Annotated in this window: 16 protein-coding genes; 9 read left to right on the top strand and 7 right to left on the bottom strand. The window is 71.0% G+C overall.

The genetic code is table 11. From position 1 onward, the window contains the following. The first annotated feature begins 169 nt into the window (after nucleotides 1-169). The 3 genes from J8M50_RS21195 (at nucleotide 170) to J8M50_RS21185 (ending at nucleotide 1717) form a co-directional block, all read left to right on the top strand. Entirely contained in the window at nucleotides 170-613 is a 444-nt protein-coding gene (locus J8M50_RS21195; RefSeq protein WP_010357757.1) for a nitroreductase family deazaflavin-dependent oxidoreductase, read from the top strand. A 181-nt stretch (nucleotides 614-794) separates the two neighbouring features. Beyond that, nucleotides 795-1157 (top strand): DUF1304 domain-containing protein, encoded by a 363-nt coding sequence (locus J8M50_RS21190; RefSeq protein WP_010357758.1) that lies wholly within the window; start codon nucleotides 795-797, stop codon nucleotides 1155-1157. Continuing rightward, nucleotides 1154-1717 carry a TetR/AcrR family transcriptional regulator gene (locus J8M50_RS21185; RefSeq protein WP_010357759.1) on the top strand — a complete coding sequence of 188 codons (564 nt, stop codon included), beginning with the start codon at nucleotides 1154-1156 and terminating at the stop codon, nucleotides 1715-1717. The genes J8M50_RS21190 and J8M50_RS21185 overlap by 4 nt, the downstream gene beginning before the upstream one ends. Nucleotides 1718-1745: 28 nt before the next feature. On the opposite strand, the gene J8M50_RS21180 is transcribed toward J8M50_RS21185, so the two are convergent. Together J8M50_RS21180 and J8M50_RS21175 are read right to left on the bottom strand one after the other, a co-directional pair. Continuing rightward, nucleotides 1746-2822: an NAD(P)-dependent alcohol dehydrogenase gene (locus tag J8M50_RS21180; RefSeq protein WP_010357760.1), complete on the bottom strand. Its 1077-nt coding sequence runs from the start codon at nucleotides 2820-2822 to the stop codon at nucleotides 1746-1748. Between the two features lie 59 nt (nucleotides 2823-2881). Beyond that, a complete protein-coding gene (locus J8M50_RS21175) occupies nucleotides 2882-4336 on the bottom strand; it encodes an aldehyde dehydrogenase family protein (protein WP_010357761.1) in 1455 nt (484 codons plus the stop codon). 111 nt (nucleotides 4337-4447) lie between these two features. On the opposite strand from J8M50_RS21175, the gene J8M50_RS21170 reads away from it, so the two are divergent. Beyond that, nucleotides 4448-4873, top strand: a complete 426-nt coding sequence (locus tag J8M50_RS21170; RefSeq protein WP_029184370.1) for a MarR family winged helix-turn-helix transcriptional regulator — start codon at nucleotides 4448-4450, stop codon at nucleotides 4871-4873. Between the two features lie 189 nt (nucleotides 4874-5062). After that, entirely contained in the window at nucleotides 5063-5437 is a 375-nt protein-coding gene (locus tag J8M50_RS21165; RefSeq protein WP_010357763.1) for an anti-sigma factor antagonist, read from the top strand. A gap of 18 nt (nucleotides 5438-5455) precedes the next feature. Here the strand turns inward: J8M50_RS21165 and J8M50_RS21160 are convergent, their stop codons facing one another. Further along, entirely contained in the window at nucleotides 5456-6409 is a 954-nt protein-coding gene (locus J8M50_RS21160) for a ribose-phosphate diphosphokinase (protein WP_010357764.1), read from the bottom strand. A gap of 140 nt (nucleotides 6410-6549) precedes the next feature. After that, entirely contained in the window at nucleotides 6550-6660 is a 111-nt protein-coding gene (locus tag J8M50_RS21155; protein ID WP_141655628.1) for an alpha/beta hydrolase, read from the bottom strand. Between the two features lie 340 nt (nucleotides 6661-7000). Here J8M50_RS21155 and J8M50_RS21150 point away from each other — a divergent pair, with 340 nt between their 5' ends. Then, nucleotides 7001-7687: a DUF4230 domain-containing protein gene (locus J8M50_RS21150; RefSeq protein WP_010357766.1), complete on the top strand. Its 687-nt coding sequence runs from the start codon at nucleotides 7001-7003 to the stop codon at nucleotides 7685-7687. A 96-nt stretch (nucleotides 7688-7783) separates the two neighbouring features. After that, entirely contained in the window at nucleotides 7784-8446 is a 663-nt protein-coding gene (locus J8M50_RS21145) for a VanZ family protein (protein WP_078481217.1), read from the top strand. Here J8M50_RS21145 and J8M50_RS21140 read toward each other — a convergent pair. Continuing rightward, nucleotides 8443-8679, bottom strand: a complete 237-nt coding sequence (locus J8M50_RS21140; protein WP_010357768.1) for a hypothetical protein — start codon at nucleotides 8677-8679, stop codon at nucleotides 8443-8445. The genes J8M50_RS21145 and J8M50_RS21140 overlap by 4 nt on opposite strands. Before the next feature lie 88 nt (nucleotides 8680-8767). Here J8M50_RS21140 and J8M50_RS21135 point away from each other — a divergent pair, with 88 nt between their 5' ends. Both J8M50_RS21135 and J8M50_RS21130 read left to right on the top strand, forming a co-directional pair. Then, nucleotides 8768-9778, top strand: a complete 1011-nt coding sequence (locus J8M50_RS21135) for a PHP domain-containing protein (protein ID WP_010357769.1) — start codon at nucleotides 8768-8770, stop codon at nucleotides 9776-9778. 28 nt (nucleotides 9779-9806) lie between these two features. Then, nucleotides 9807-10799 carry an SDR family NAD(P)-dependent oxidoreductase gene (locus tag J8M50_RS21130; RefSeq protein ID WP_010357770.1) on the top strand — a complete coding sequence of 331 codons (993 nt, stop codon included), beginning with the start codon at nucleotides 9807-9809 and terminating at the stop codon, nucleotides 10797-10799. A gap of 70 nt (nucleotides 10800-10869) precedes the next feature. On the opposite strand, the gene J8M50_RS21125 is transcribed toward J8M50_RS21130, so the two are convergent. Both J8M50_RS21125 and J8M50_RS21120 read right to left on the bottom strand, forming a co-directional pair. Continuing rightward, on the bottom strand, nucleotides 10870-11826 hold the full coding sequence (locus J8M50_RS21125) for a phosphotransferase family protein (RefSeq protein WP_010357771.1): 957 nt from the start codon (nucleotides 11824-11826) through the stop codon (nucleotides 10870-10872). 17 nt (nucleotides 11827-11843) lie between these two features. After that, on the bottom strand, nucleotides 11844-14987 hold the full coding sequence (locus J8M50_RS21120) for a bifunctional cytochrome P450/NADPH--P450 reductase (protein ID WP_010357772.1): 3144 nt from the start codon (nucleotides 14985-14987) through the stop codon (nucleotides 11844-11846). Nucleotides 14988-15061: the final 74 nt, after the last annotated feature.

Raw genomic sequence — 15061 nt, 5'->3', positions numbered from 1 at the left:
CATTTGCGACGTCGACTTCGGCCAGATGGGCGCGGCCGGCGATCTGGCCGGAACTCTGCGCTCCAGACGCTGCGGCGACCGGTGTGACCTGTGAGGATGATTCCGAGGGAGACGCGCGTTCCCTGGGACACGTGAGCACGCCGTACGACGTGAGAAGAGGATGGTTGCCATGCCGCTCGAAGGCGAGTACGAGCCCAGCCCGGCGCAGTGGGTGCGGGATCAGGTGGAGTTGTACGAGAAGTCCGGCGGGACCGAGGGGACGACGCTGATGGACACCGGGCTGCCGGTGATCCTGCTGACGACCCGGGGCGCGAAGAGCGGCAAGCTCCGCAAGACGCCGCTGATGCGGGTCGAGCACGAGGGCCGGTACGCGCTGGTCGCCTCGCAGGGCGGCGCCCCGAAGCACCCGGTCTGGTACCACAACGTCACGGCCGATCCGCATGTCGAGCTCCAGGACGGGCCCGCCAAGCAGGACATGACGGCTCGCGAGGTCACCGGCGAGGAGAAGGCCGCGTGGTGGGAGCGGGCCGTCGCCGCCTACCCGTCGTACGCCGAGTACCAGCTCAAGACGGACCGGGAGATCCCCGTCTTCGTGCTGGAGCCGCAGGCGTAGAAATCGGCGTTCCCGGCAGGTGTGAAACCCCGCCCGCCGGGAACGCGGATGTACGGGCCCCGCCGCGCTCCCCCGTCGCGGCGGGGCCCTCTTTCATGCCCCGATTCGACTTCTTGGACACCTGTCCAGCTATAGTGGACAGGTGTCCAAGAAGTTCTGAGCCGAGGGAGCCGAAAAAGTCATGGAAACGGTCGCGAACGTACTGGTGGCGCTGATCGCCCTGCTGCACGCGTACATCCTGGTGCTGGAGATGTTCCTGTGGCAGAAGCCGCCGGGCCGCCGTTTCCACGGCTTCGACCCGGAGTTCGCCGCGGCGACCGCGAAGCTCGCGGCCAACCAGGGCCTCTACAACGGTTTCCTCGCGGCGGGCCTGGTCTGGGGCCTGATCGCCGCCGACCCGACCGGCTTCCGCGCGCAGGTCTTCTTCCTGTCCTGCGTGATCGTCGCGGGGGTGTACGGCGCGGCGACCGCGAACCGGCGCATCCTGTTCGCGCAGGCCGTGCCCGGCGCGATCGCCCTGGCCGCCGTCCTGATCGCACAGTGACCCGCGCCGCGCCCGAGGACCCGCGGGCCGCCCGCACCCGGGCGAGGCTGCGGTCCGCGCTGCTCGCGGAGTGCGCGGAGCGTCCGCTGGAGGAGGTGAGCGTGGCCGCGCTGGTCCGGCGGGCCGGTACCGGGCGGGCCACGTTCTACGTCCACTACACCGACCTCGAAGACCTCGCGGTCGACGCGTGCGCGGACGTCGTACGGGAGGCGGTGGAGGCGCTGCACGCCTGGCAGGGACGGCCCGATCCGGTCCGCGCACCGGCCGCGCTGCCGGAGTTCTTCGCCTCCCTCACTCCTCATCTCGCCCTGTACCGGCGGCTGTTGACGCCCGGTGGGGGCGGGCCGCTGGGGTTGGTGCTGCACCGGGATCTGCGCGCGTACAGCCTGCGCGAGCGGGAGCGGGCGGGGGCCGCCGACGCCGCGCTAGTGGCGTCGGCGGTGGCGGCGACGTTCGCGGGGGTGCTGGGGGACTGGCTGCACGGGCTGTTGGAGGGGACGCCCCGTCAAATAGCCGACGAGGTGTGGCAGTTGCTGGTGGCGCTGCACGCCAGCCGGTGAACTGCCTGCCAGGTTGTGCGGGGTCGCGTCAGAAGAGCAGGACGGGTTTGACGGTCCGGCCTTCGGTCATGTCCTTCACCGCCTGCCCGATGTCCTCGAAGCCGTACGTCCCGATCAGCTTCTCCAGCGGCAGCCGCCCCGCCTTGACCAGGCCGACCAGCGTCGGGACGAGGCTCTGCGTCTCGCTGTCCCCGAGCGTGAGGCCCACGACCCGCTTGCCGGTGAGCAACCCGTTGACGTCCAGGGCGACTTCGGTCCCGAAGGGCGGAGCCCCCACGACGACGAGGGTGCCGCGCGCGGCGAGCGCGTCCACACCGGCGCGCAGGACGGCCGTACTGCCGGTCGTCTCCACGACACCGTCGGCGCCCTGTTGGAGTTCGTGTACGTCGGTGAGGGTGCGGGTCGCTCCCAACTCCCGTGCCAGGTCGAGCCGTTCTGGCACCCGGTCGACGGCGACGACCTCGGTGGCCGGGGAGAGCGCGGCGGCCATCACCGCCGAGAGTCCGACGGCACCGGCGCCGAGGACGACGACCGTGCTGCCCGGCTCCGGCTTGAGGACGTTCCAGACGGCGCCGACGCCGGTCTGAACTCCGCAGCCCAGCGGGGCAATTGAAGCGAGCGGCACCTCCGGGTCGACCTTGACGAGACTGCGCTCGTCCACCAACGCCCGCTCGGCGAAGGAGGACTGGCCGAAGAAGTGGCCGCCGAGGTCCTCGCCGTCGCGGGTGATGGTGGCGGTGCCGTCGGCCCGGCGGCCCCCGAGGAGGTTCAGGGGGAGCCAGTCGGCGCAGTAGGCGGGGTGGCCTCCGTTGCAGTTGCGGCACGCGCCGCAGGAGGTGAAGGAGAGGACGACGTGGTCGCCGGGTCGCACGGAGGTGACGGCCGCGCCGACGGCTTCGACGACTCCGGCGCCTTCGTGGCCGAGGACTCCGGGGAGGGGGAAGGGGAGGCCGCCGGACGCGACGCCGAGGTCGGTGTGGCAGAGGCCGGCGGCGACCATGCGGACGACGGCCTCGTACGGGCCCGGGTCGTCGAGGGTGACGTCCGTGAAGGTGAAGGGGGCGCCGCCCGTCTCGACGACGGCGGCTCTGGTGGTGCGGGGCATGGGGGTGAACTCCTGGGCGTCGAGAGAGGGTTGGGGGACTCGCGGAGTGGGGAGGGCGGTCAGTCCAGCGACACGACCACCGACTTCGTCTTCAGGTACGAGGCCAGCGCCTCCGGCCCGTACTCCCGCCCGAACCCCGAGTCCTTCACTCCCCCGAACGGCACCGCAGGGTCCAGCATCGCCCAGTCGTTGATCCAGACGATGCCCGCCTGGAGGCGGTCGGCGACGCGGTGGGCGCGGGCGAGGCTGCCGGTCTGGATGCCCGAAGCCAGGCCGTACGGCGTGGAGTTGGCGAGGGCGACCGCCTCGTCCTCGTCGTCGAAGGGCTGGACCGTGAGGACGGGGCCGAAGATCTCCTCCTGGACGACGCGGGAGTCGTTGGGGAGGTCGGCGATGACGGTCGGCCTGTAGTAGTAGCCGCCGTCCAGGTCGAGGCGCTCGCCGCCGCAGACGATCCGGCCGCCGTCCTTGCGGGCGAGGTCGACGTACTCCTCGACCTTGCGCAGATGCCGCTCCCCCGTCAGCGGGCCGACGACGGTCGCCGGGTCGCGCGGGTCGCCGACCGGGATGCCGGGGACCGCCTCGGCGAGGATGTTCAGCAGCGTCGTACGGACCGAGCGGGCGACCAGGAGGCGGGGGCCGCCCATGCAGAACTGGCCGGTGTTGAAGACGAATCCCTTGATGATCGCGCCGACGGCCTTCTCCAGGTCGGCGTCCTCGAAGACCAGGTGGGGCGCGTTTCCGCCCAGTTCGACGGTGACCGGTTTCAGCGCCTGTCCGGCGATCGCGGCGGCGTGCCGTCCGATGTTCGTGGAGCCGGTGAAGGCGACCTTGTCGATGCCGGGGTGGCGCAGGAGGGCTTCCCCGGCGACGGGGCCGGTTCCGGTGACGACGTTGACGACGCCGTCGGGGACGCCCGCGCGCTGGAGGAGGTCCGCCATGTACAGGGCGCTGAGCGGGGTTTCGTCGGCCGGTTTGTGAACGACCGTGTTCCCGGCGGCGAGTGCGGGCGCGAGTTTCGAACCAGCCAGTATCAGCGGGAAGTTGAACGGCGTGATCGCGGCGACGACGCCGAGCGGGCCGCGTCTCGTGTAGGCGTGGGCGTTGTGCTGGGTCTCGCGGGTGGCGCCGTCGAGCTGGAAGGCGAGGGTGGCGTAGTACTCGTAGTCGTTGGCGGCGTTGGTGACGTCGACGGCGCGGGCCAGCGTGATCGGCTTGCCGACGTCGAGGCTCTCCAACTCGGCGATGCTGTCGGCCTCTTGGCGGATCAGCTCGGCGACGCGCAGCAGGACGCGGCCCCGTTCGCGGCCGGTGGAACGGGACCAGGGGCCGGTCTCGTACGCCTCGCGGGCGGCGCGTACGGCGGCGTCGACGTCGGCGGGTCCGGCCTCGGCGACCGTGGTGACCGTGCGGCCCCGGGAGGGGTCGATCACCTCGGTGCGCGCTCCGTCGGCGGCTTCCCGCCATTGGCCCCCGATGAAGAGCTGCCCGGGGTCGATCTGGAAGGCGGTCATCGCCACTCCTCGGGTCTGCGGCGCCGTCGCCGCGTCGTCAACCGACAGGTTTCCTGGTGGTTCGCAGTCTCTTTACAGACAGGTTTCCTGTCAATGGTTTACGCTCGGTCCATGGCCGGAAGCGCACCCCCCTCTCTCCTCTACATGGTCAAGCAGCTCGAACTCGCCGTCCGCTCCCGGCTGGACGAGCTGGTCAGGCCGTCGGGCATCACCGCCCTCCAGTACACGGCGCTGACGGTCCTGGAGCGCCATGACGGCCTGTCCGCCGCCCAGTTGGCGCGGGACTCGTTCGTCACCGCGCAGTCGGTCGCCGACCTGGTGCGGGCCCTGGAGAGCCGGGGTCTTGTGTGCCGGGAGCCGAATCCGCACAGCAGGCGGGAGCTGAGGATTCTGCTGACCGACGCGGGGCGGGAGCTGCTCGCGCGGCACGAGGGGCCGGTGCGGGAGCTGGAGGGCCGCATGATCAACGCGCTGACGGAACATCAGACGGATCAGTTCCGGCAGTCGCTCTCCCGGGCCTGGCAGGCACTGTCGTAGGACCCCGGGCCGGGCTTTCACACGTCGTCGCGAACTGGCCGACTATGAGCGGTCCATTTTCGAAGACATATGTCAATCGAACATGCTGAAATTCACTCCATCGGGGGTAACTTGCTGAGGCGGGCTCCGCCGAGCGCTGCTCAGCGTCCGATTTCATCCCATCCGCCGGCCCGTGCTGGAGGCAATGCCATGGTGCCGCAGGAACCCCTGGTCGACACCCCTCACCTGCGTATACGTGAGGAACAGGGGTACGTCGTGCTGGAGTTCCACGGCGAGATCGACATCGTCGCGGCGATGGAGATCCTGCCGCACATCGACGACCGCGTGGCGGGACAGGCGCCGCGCGTGCTCATCGACCTCACTCCGGTCGAGTTCTTCGACTGCTCGGGGCTGCGGCTGCTCTACCGCGCCCGCGCCCGGGCCCTGGAGCGCGACGGGGAACTGCGCCTGGTCTGCGTCCACCCGCTGACCCTGCGGGTGCTGCGGGCGACGGGTCTCTCGAAGCTCCTGCCGCCCGCGCCGAGCGTGGAGGCCGCCCTCGGCAAGCCCGGGGAGACCTTATGAACCCGGGTTCCGCCCCGGCTATTCGCTCCCGGGCGCGTCGAACAGGGCGCTGACGGACTCGCCGTTGTGAATACGGCGCACGGCTTCCGCGAGCGCGGGGGCGATCGACAGGACGCGCAGCTTGTCCGTGTGCTCCTCCTCCGGGACCGGCACGGTGTTCGTACACACGATCTCCAGTACGTCCGGCTGCTCGCTCAGCCGCTTCAGCGCGCCGGACGCGAACAGGCCGTGCGTACAGGCCACCCTGATCGACCTCGGCTTCAACTCCCTGAGTTTCTCCAGGAGTTCGAGGACCGTGCTGCCCTTCGCGATCTCGTCGTCCAGCACGATGACGTCCCGGCCCGTCACCTCGCCGATCACCGCGCTGATGCTGACCCGGTCGTCCGCGAACCGCTGCTTCGCGCCCGCCGCGACCTGCGCGCCGATCAGCCTCGCGAACGCCGCGGCCTCCTTCGCGTTCCCGAGGTCCGGGGAGACCACCGTCGTCCGGGCCAGGTCGTACCGGCGGAAGTGCGCGGCCAGTTCGCGCAGCGCGTGCAGGTGGTCGACCGGGACCGAGAAGAAGCCGTGCACCTGCGGAGAGTGCAGCGTCATCGCCAGGACCCTGCTCGCTCCGGCCGACACCATCAGGTCCGCGACCAGGCGTCCGCCCATCGAGATGCGGGGGGCGTCCTTCTTGTCCGAGCGGGCGTACGAGTAGTGCGGCAGCACGACGGTGATCCGCCGCGCCGAGGCGCCCCTTGCCGCGTCGCACATCAACAGCAGCTCCACGAGGTGTTCTTGAACCGGTTTGACGAGCGGCTGCACCAGAAACACGTCCCGTTCCCGGCAGTTGGCCTGGAGCTGCACCTCCAGACAGTCGTTCGCGAACCGGCTGACCTGGGTGGGGCGCAGGGGGATTCCGAGGTGGGCACAGACTTCTGCGGCGAGTTCGGGGTGGGCGCTGCCGGAGAAGACGGCTATGTCTCGCACGATCGGCTCCTAGGGGGCTCTGATGATCATGTCGGGGGCTCTCATGGTAGGGGGATGGAGGGGGCGGAACTTGTGGGCGGGTCGGGGGAGTTGGAAGGGGCCGGGTCGAGAGGGCTCGGCGGCGGCCCTTTGCTGTGGCTTCAGTTCGTCAGGAAGTTCGTCACCGCTTGCCTGTACTCCTGCGGTTTCTCCATGTCCACCAAGTGGCCCGCGTCCATGGCCATCAGGAAGGTCGCGTAAGGAGGCTGCACACGGTGGTGTTCGCGTCGATCACGGCTTGGTGAGGCCAGGCGGCCAGGACACACGCCCCCGTATCGCCCTCGCCGATGAGCTGGAGGAGCCGGAGGACCGAGGTACGGGTGTCGGGGTTCATGACGGGACCTCTCTGCGTAAAAGCGGGACGTGTGAACTCGCCCTGTCCGACGGATTGTTGCCGCCCCGCAGCCCTCTCCGCGATTACCTCCCAGGTAGGCACCTCTCCTGTCACAGCTTGCCTACAAGGCGGTGCGGAGTGCCGTTCGGAGGGAATCCGTATGGCGGGAACACCAGTACGGGTATCCCGCGCCAGCGGGAACCGCAGGAAGGACCGCCATGACGACGACTCCCCCCGACACCGTCACGACTCCCCAGAAGCGGATGCCCCAGCGCATGCCGGTGTGGGCGAAGGTGCTCACCTCGGTCGTAGTGGTGCTGGCCGTCATGTTCGCGGGTATCCGGCTGAGCCTCCTGCCGGGCCTGCGCGACTTCTTCGGAACGGAGACGCAGGACCGTACGGGTCCGGCGCTCCTCCAGTCGATCCAGGACATGAGCCGCTACGAGGGCGCTTCGGGCAACTTCCAGGTCGTCGTCGACCTGGAGAAGGACGCGAAGTTCCTGCCGGACGCGATCCGCGGGACCCGGACCCTGTACGTGGGGGCGGGCACGGTGGACGCGTACGTGGACCTCGGAAAGGTGGCCGACAAGGACGTCACGGTCGACAAGGACCGTACGACGGCGACCCTGCGCCTGCCGCACGCGCAGCTCGCGACACCGGCGCTCGACCCCGACCGTTCGTACGCCGTGTCCAAGCAGCGCGGCCTGCTGGACCGGCTCGGCGACCTGTTCTCCGGCAACCCGAACAGCGAGCAGGCGGTGCAGAAGCTCGCCGTGAAGCACATCGGCGAGGCCGCACAGCAGAGCGAGCTGACGGCGCGCGCGGAGACCAACACGACCGGCATGCTCAAGGGCCTGCTGCGGTCCCTCAGCTTCAAGGAGGTCACCGTCTCGTACATCGCCTGACCGGGTGGCGGCCGGGGGTGCGCGGATCGGCATCCCCGGGCGTTTCCTGGGTAACAGCCTTAGGACGCTGGGAAGTTGAAGCCTGGAGGACCGCAGATGGCCCGTGCAGCCTCACGTCCGCCTACCACGAAGGCCAAGGCCGTACCCACCCCCGCGAAACCGGAGCCCGCCCCGAGAGGGGTGAAGGCGTTCACGAAGCGGCTGACGGCCGTACGGACGCGGACCCCGAAGAAACCGGCGAAACCAGCGCCCCCCGCTGCCGCCAAGGGCAAGAAACCCGCCGCCAAGGACTCCCCCACCGGCCCCCGTCCCCTCCCCCTCTACCTCCGCATCCCCGCGATGGCCGTCGGCTTCGCCGTGCTCGTCGGCTTCGGCGCGGTCCTCGCCCGGCTCACCCTCGAACCGTCCCCCGCCTCGGTCCCCCTGATCCACACGAACCTCCGCCCCGGCCACTCCATCGAGGCGTACCTGGACCAGCCCGCGCTGCGGGACGCGGTGCGGCAGATCGGCGGGAACATCCTGCTGGGGGTCCCGTTCGGCATCCTCGTCCCGGTGGTCGCCCCGAAGGCGCGCGGCATCATCAAGGTGCTGTTCCTGACGGCCCTGGTGATGCTCGCGGTCGAGTTCGCCCAGGGCGCGCTGGTCACCGGCCGCGCCTTCGACATCGACGACGTCATCCTCAACACGACGGGCGCCCTGATCGGCTACCTGCTCCTGGGCCGGCGACTGGGCCGCGGCGTGCACGCCAGGCGCGGCTAGCGCGGTCTCCAGGTGTACCGGTCGCCGCCGACCCAGCGGACCGCGTCGGGGTCGTCGAGGTCGTGGATGGTGATGCCGTAGAGGGCCGCGGTGTCGAGGACCTCGGTGACGGCGTGGGCGGAGCCGACGACCCGGCCGTCGATCTCCATGATGCGGAACGGGGGTGTGCCCGGCTGGACCCCGAGCACCATGACCCGCGGGTGGGAGATGTAGGGGCTCGCTATCTCGGTCATGTAATCGAGGGTAGAACGACTCCGCCCCACCGCTACCTGACACAAACCCCGACGGGCGAACCGCCCGCCCCTGCGCAACCCTGGTGACATGCTCCCCGTCGAGGCCCTGGAGCGGATCGCGTTCCTGCTGGAGCGTTCCCTCGCCCCGCCGTACCGCGTCAAGGCGTTCCGTACGGCGGCCCGCGTGCTGTCGGCGCTGCCGGAGGCGGAGGTCGCGGACCGGGCGGCGGCGGGGACGCTGGAGTCGCTCAAGGGGGTCGGCCCGAAGACGGCGCAGGTGGTGCGGGAGGCCCTGGCCGGCCGTACCCCGGCGTACCTGGAGCGCGTGGCGGCCGAGCAGCCCCCGCCTCCGGAGGGCGGCGCGGGCCTGCGGGCCCTGCTGAAGGGGGACTGCCACCTGCACTCCGACTGGTCGGACGGCGGCAGCCCGATCGAGGAGATGGCCCGTACGGCGGCGGCGCTGGGCCACGAGTGGGCGGTGCTGACGGACCACTCGCCGCGCCTGACGGTGGCCCGGGGTCTCACGGCGGACCGCCTGCGCGCCCAGCTCGACCTGGTCGCGGAGCTGAACGCGACGTGGGCCCCGTTCCGCCTGCTCACCGGCATCGAGTGCGACATCCTCGACGACGGCTCCCTGGACCAGGACCCGGAGCTGTTGGCCCGCCTGGACGTGGTCGTCGTGTCGGTGCACTCCAAGCTGCGGATGGACGCGCGCTCGATGACCCGCCGGATGGTGGCCGCCGTCCGCAACCCGCACGCGGACATTCTGGGCCACTGCACGGGCCGGCTGATCGCGGGCAAGCAGCGGCCGGAGTCGGAGTTCGACGCGGCGGCGGTGTTCGCGGCGTGCGCGGAATCGGGAACGGCGGTGGAGATCAACAGCCGCCCCGAACGGCTGGACCCGCCCCGACGGCTGCTGCGGCAGGCCGTGGACGCGGGGGTGCTGTTCTCGGTCGACACGGACGCGCACGCGCCGGGGCAGCTGGACTGGCAGGTGCTGGGGTGCGCGCGGGCGCAGGAGTGCGGGGTTCCGGCGGAACGGGTGGTGACGACATGGTCGTACGACGAACTGATGGACTGGGCGGGCGCGCGCGTTTGACTTCGAGAGCACTCCAATTCGTACGGTCATGGTCATGAGCAACAGCGACACTCCTCAAGTCAAGATCGGTTCGGGTTTCGGCGCCCGGAGCACCGCCGACGACGTCCTCGCGGGACGCGACCTCACGGGCACGCTGGCCCTAGTGACCGGGGGCTACTCGGGCCTCGGTCTGGAGACGACGCGGGCGCTGACCAAGGCGGGCGCGCGGGTGGTCGTACCGGCGCGGCGGGTGGACGCGGCGCGCGAGGCGCTCGCGGGGATCGACGGGGTCGAGGTGGACGAGCTGGACCTGGGCGATCTGGAGAGCGTCCGGGCGTTCGCGGACCGGTTCCTCGCCTCCGGCCGCACCATCGACCACGTGATCAACAACGCGGGGATCATGGCCTGCCCCGAGACGCGCGTGGGTCCCGGCTGGGAGACCCAGTTCGCGACCAACCACCTCGGTCACTTCGCGCTGGTCAACCGGCTGTGGCCGGCGATCGAGCCGGGTGGCGCGCGCGTCGTGTCCGTCTCGTCGCGCGGCCATCACTTCTCCGGTGTCCGCTGGGACGACGTCGACTGGCGTCAGGGCTACGACAAGTGGCAGGCGTACGGCCAGGCGAAGACCTCGAACGCCCTGTTCGCCCTCCACCTCGACAAGCTGGGCCGCGCCTCGGGCGTGCGGGCGTTCTCCCTGCACCCGGGCGGCATCCTCACGCCCCTCCAGCGCCACCTGGCCAAGGAGGAGATGGTCGAGCGCGGCTGGATCGACGAGAACGGCGAGCTGGCGATGCCGGAGCTGTTCAAGACGCCCGAGCAGGGCGCGGCGACGCAGGTGTGGGCGGCGACGTCGACGCAGCTCGACGGCCTCGGCGGGGTGTACCTGGAGGACTGCGAGGTGTCCGAGGCGGTGTCCGCCGAGGACATCGCGTCCGGGGCGGTGACCGCCGGTGTCGCGCCGTGGGCGAGGGACGCGGAGCAGGCGGAGCGGCTGTGGGCGCTGTCGGCGGAGCGGACGGGTGTGAACGCGTTCGCGGGCTGACCGTCTGGTGTGAGGCGCTGGCCTCTCTATGGGGCCAGCGCCTCGGTCTTATGGGGCCAGCGCCTTGTCCTTATGGGGCCAGCGCCTCGATCTCCCCCAGCGCGCCCAGCAGTTGGGGCACCACGGCCTCCTGTGCCCACTGCCGGTGCCCCTCGTCGGCCTTCCTCGGGACCTGTTCCGTCAACATGATCAGGTAGAGGTAGGTGCGGTAGAGGGCGTACCGCTGCCGGGCGGAGTCATCGAACTCCGCCTTTCCGCCCGCCTTTTGATAGGCCGTCAGGAAGGTCTCGTCCTCCTGGATGTCCGCGAGCAGCGCGAGGGAGACGAAGTCCGCCAGCGGGTCGCCCCAGAACATGCGTTCGCCGTCGATGAGTCCGGTGACGCGGGGTGCGGCGGGGTCGATGAGGATGTTGCCGGGCCACAGGTCGAAGTGGACGAGGCACGGGGTCGTGACCTCGTCCAGCGCGTCGTACGCCTTACGTACGGTCGCCCTGATCTCGCTTGTCCTGAGCGGGAGTTGAGCCACGTAGTGGTCGGCGTCGGCGAGGACCGCGTCGAGCATGCCGGTGAACGCGGTACGCCAGTCCGGGGCGAGCGGGCCGAGGGCGCCGGAGGGATATCCGTAGCCCGGCCCGGTGATCCGGTGGAGGCGGGCGACCTGCTCGGCCAACTCGGCACGCAGGGTGTCGTGTTGGGGCGCGGGCAGCTCGGACCACTGTTCGCCGGGTACGGCGGTCATCAGGAGGTGGCCGTCGCCCTGGACCACGACCTTCGGGGCGGGTACGTCGGCCAGCGCCGCGCCCTCGTAGAACTGGGCCTCCGCCACGAGGAGTTGCTTCTCGTGGCGGAGGCCCTCGTCCAGTGGGGCGACCTTGAGGACGTACCGGGTGCCGTCGTCGAGGCGGAGTTCCTCCACGGCGTTGTAGGTGCCGCCGCTCAAGGGGGTGACGTGGGTGAGGCGTTCGGGCTCAAGAGCAGCCTCTTCGAGGACGTGCCGCGCTCGTTCCCAAGAGTCCGTAGAGTCCATCCCCCGCGCCCTTCCGGTCAGTTCGCGGCGTACACGTCCTCGACGTAACGCCCGTTCACCATCAGCTCGTTGAGCCAGGTCTCGGCCGCCGCCTCGTCGGCGTCCGGCGTGTGATCCCGGTACAGCGTACGGAACGCGTCCCGCACTCCGGGAGCCATGCGCGACCCGTCGCCGCAGACGTAGACGCGAGCGCCTTCGGTCAGCAGCTTCCAGACCTCCTCGCCCTCGGCGGCGATCCGGTGCTGGACGAACCGGCCGTCGGGTCCGGCGCTGAAGGCGGGCCGGATCGAGACGGCTCCGGCGGCGCTGGCGGCGTTGAGTTCCTCGGCGTGCAGGTAGTCGGCGTCGGGGGCGTCGCAGCCGAAGTAGCAGAGGGCGGGCGGGAGTTGTCCGGTCGCGTTGACGCGGTCGGCGATCGCGCCGCGGAAGGGGGCGAGGCCGGTACCGGCCGCGACCATGATCACGGGGGTGGTGTGGTCGATGCGGAAGGCCTCGCGGCAGGGCTGGATACGGGCGTACACGGTGTCGCCGGGGGCGAGACCGGCGAGGTGGCCCGAACCGGTGCCCCGGTAGCGGCCGTTGCCCGAGCGGGCGGGGGCGTCGAGGAGGGAGACCATCAGGTCGACGTGGCCGGGGTCGGTGGCGGGCGAGGAGGAGATGGAGTAGTGGCGGGGGCGCAACGGCGTGAGCAGATCGAGGAGCCCCGGCCAGTCGAGGACTCCGCGCAGCGCCGGGTTCGCCTCGATCAGCTCGGTCAGGGTGCGCGGGTCGTCGTCGGTGAGGGCGACGAGGGCGGCTCGTTCGGGCGGGCAGGGGTTGGCTGCGGCGAGCGCGGCGCGCTGGGCGGCGGTCGGGCGGTCCTGCAACTCGACGTAGTGGGTGAGGAGTTGACGCGCCGTCACCGGGCGGTCGACGGCGAGGCCGTCGCGGCGGGTGGGGCGGACGTCGAGGAGGGTGTCCGGGTCGAGGCCGAGGGCGGTGAGCGTACGGTCCACCAGCGCCGGGGAGTTGGCGGGGAGGACGGTGAGGTGGTCGGCCGTGCGGTACGTGGTGCCCTCGGGGAGGGCGACGCGCAGGAAGCACTTGCGGCGCGGGTGGCCGGGGTCGGTGAGGTCGTGCGCCTCGGTGACCGTCATCGGGACCAGGCCGTGGCGTTCGGCGAGGGTGTCGAGGGGGCCGCCGGTCAGGACGCGGACGGTGTAGGCGTTCCCCGGGGTCTCGCTGTCCGCCGAGGTCGCCTCGGGATCGCCGTAGCGCTCAAGCAGTGCGGTGCGCAGGGTGCGGGTGAACTCCCGTACGGTGCCGGTGAGATCGCCGGAGGCGTCGGCCGCCGTGCGGTCGGTGAGGCGGGTCGCGCCGAGTTCGGCGAGGCGCTCGTCGATGCGGGTCGGGACGTGCTGGTAGGTGGCGGCCCAGTTGCGGTCGCCGACGCCGAGGACGGCGTAGGTGACGCCGGTGAGGTCGTGGTCCTCCTCCAGCCAGGCGGCGAAGGCGGTGGCGTCGTCGGTGGGGCGGCCGTTGTAGGAGGCGGCGGCGATGACGACGGGGCGGTCGGTGGGCAGGCCGTCGGCGTACGCGTCGAGGGGTGCCGTCCGTGTCGTACAGCCGATGTCGCTTGCCTCGTCGGCGAGTTGGGCGGCGAAGTCGCGGCAGGTGCCGTAGTTGCTGCCGTGCAGGAAGAGCGCGGAGGTGCCAGGGAGGACGCGGGCGGGGAGGGTCGCGGTGTCCGTGCGGGCCGGTTCGGTGGCCGTGACTCCCGGGAGGGGGGCGTGCGTTCGGTCGGCGGGGGTGCGCGGGGTGAGGGTGAGGGTGAAGCCGTCGGGCTTGAGGGTGAGGGTCTCCTTGATGGTGAGCCGGTAGTCGGCGTGGTCGTGGAGGCGGTAGCGGTGGACCAGCATCGCCAGGAGCATCGTCGCCTCGTGGAGCGCGAACTGCCGTCCGATACAGGCGCGTTCACCGGTGCCGAACGGTTTGAAGGCGTACGGCGAGCGGGCCGCCTCCGCCGCCGGGGTGAACCGCTCCGGGTCGAACAGCTCGGGGTTGTCGCCCCACACGGGCTGCCGGTGCAGCATCGGCGCGAGGACACTCACCCCCTGTCCGGCGCGCAGCGGGATCCGTCCGCCGAGCAGCGTGTCCTCCAGCGCCTGCCTGCTGGACGCGGCGGCCGTCGGCCACAACCGCAGGGCCTCGTTGAGGACTTGGCGTGTGTAGGTGAGCCGTCCGACCTCGTCGTACGTCGGCTCCGGGTCCGCCTGGTCGCCCCACAGGGCGTCGACCTCGCGGCGTACGAGGTTCAGGACCTCGGGGTGCTTGGCGAGGTAGTAGAGGGCGAACGACAAGGAACCGGAGGTGGTTTCGTGTCCGGCTATGAGGAACGTGATGACCTGGTTGCGGATGTTCGCGTGGTCGAGGGTGGTGCCGTCGGACGGGTGGACGGTGGTGAGCATGAGGCCGAGGAGGTCGGTGGCGGCCGACTGGTCGGTGCCGGTGCGGGCGGCGATGACCTCGTCGACGACCCGCGCGAGATAGTCGGCGTCGGCGCGGAACGCGGCGTCGGCAGCCGCGTAGTCACCGCCGGGGACGCGGGCGAGGCGGGTCATGCTCCACTCCAGGCCGCGGACCATCGCCTCGACGAAGGGGTGCGGTTCGGGGCGTTCGAAGGAGCCGAAGTCGTAGGCGAATCCGGCGAGTCCGATGGTGTCCAGCGTCATGCGGGTCATGTCGTCCGGCACGTTCACCGGCCGCCCGGCGCGGGCCGCGCCGTCCCAGGAGTCGATGAGGCGGCGGGCCACCTTCAGCATCACGGGGTGATAGGTGTGCATCGAGCCGAGCGCGAACGCGGGCATCAGGATGTCGTGCGCCTTCGCCCAGTTGGGCTCGTCGTTGTACGCGGTGAACAGGCCGTCGGAGGTGAGTTCCCGGACGTTCTCCAGGGCCGGGCCGACGTACTTGGCGAAGCGGCGCTCGTCCGCCAGCTCGGTCACCAGGTCCAGGTCCGCGACGAAGAGGGTGTCCCGCCCGTGCAACCGCCGTACCAGGACCGGCCCGTGCTCCCGCATGAGGCCCATCACCTGCTGGATCGGCGTGCGGCCGGGTCCGGTGGCGCTGATGTCGACGACGGGGACGGACGTGAGTTCTGCTTGCGGCGCGGTGGGGGACATGGCGCTCGGCTTCCTCTCGCTGGACGGCGGGTACGTCGTCCAGCGTTGTGCACGGGCGGGGGCGGGCCGGGCGG

This window comes from Streptomyces acidiscabies (assembly GCF_020010905.1).
In the GTDB taxonomy this organism is placed as follows: Bacteria; Actinomycetota; Actinomycetes; order Streptomycetales; family Streptomycetaceae; genus Streptomyces; species Streptomyces acidiscabies.
This window is presented reverse-complemented; position numbering and strand designations above follow the sequence as displayed.

Coding starts and splice junctions, on each gene's coding strand:
- J8M50_RS21195 (WP_010357757.1), top strand. CDS start 170: ATGCCGCTCGAAGGCGAGTACGAGCCCAGCCCGGCGCAGTGGGTGCGG.
- J8M50_RS21190 (WP_010357758.1), top strand. CDS start 795: ATGGAAACGGTCGCGAACGTACTGGTGGCGCTGATCGCCCTGCTGCAC.
- J8M50_RS21180 (WP_010357760.1), bottom strand. CDS start 2,822: ATGCCCCGCACCACCAGAGCCGCCGTCGTCGAGACGGGCGGCGCCCCC.
- J8M50_RS21175 (WP_010357761.1), bottom strand. CDS start 4,336: ATGACCGCCTTCCAGATCGACCCCGGGCAGCTCTTCATCGGGGGCCAA.
- J8M50_RS21170 (WP_029184370.1), top strand. CDS start 4,448: ATGGCCGGAAGCGCACCCCCCTCTCTCCTCTACATGGTCAAGCAGCTC.
- J8M50_RS21165 (WP_010357763.1), top strand. CDS start 5,063: ATGGTGCCGCAGGAACCCCTGGTCGACACCCCTCACCTGCGTATACGT.
- J8M50_RS21150 (WP_010357766.1), top strand. CDS start 7,001: ATGACGACGACTCCCCCCGACACCGTCACGACTCCCCAGAAGCGGATG.
- J8M50_RS21145 (WP_078481217.1), top strand. CDS start 7,784: ATGGCCCGTGCAGCCTCACGTCCGCCTACCACGAAGGCCAAGGCCGTA.
- J8M50_RS21140 (WP_010357768.1), bottom strand. CDS start 8,679: ATGACCGAGATAGCGAGCCCCTACATCTCCCACCCGCGGGTCATGGTG.
- J8M50_RS21135 (WP_010357769.1), top strand. CDS start 8,768: ATGCTCCCCGTCGAGGCCCTGGAGCGGATCGCGTTCCTGCTGGAGCGT.
- J8M50_RS21130 (WP_010357770.1), top strand. CDS start 9,807: ATGGTCATGAGCAACAGCGACACTCCTCAAGTCAAGATCGGTTCGGGT.
- J8M50_RS21125 (WP_010357771.1), bottom strand. CDS start 11,826: ATGGACTCTACGGACTCTTGGGAACGAGCGCGGCACGTCCTCGAAGAG.
- J8M50_RS21120 (WP_010357772.1), bottom strand. CDS start 14,987: ATGTCCCCCACCGCGCCGCAAGCAGAACTCACGTCCGTCCCCGTCGTC.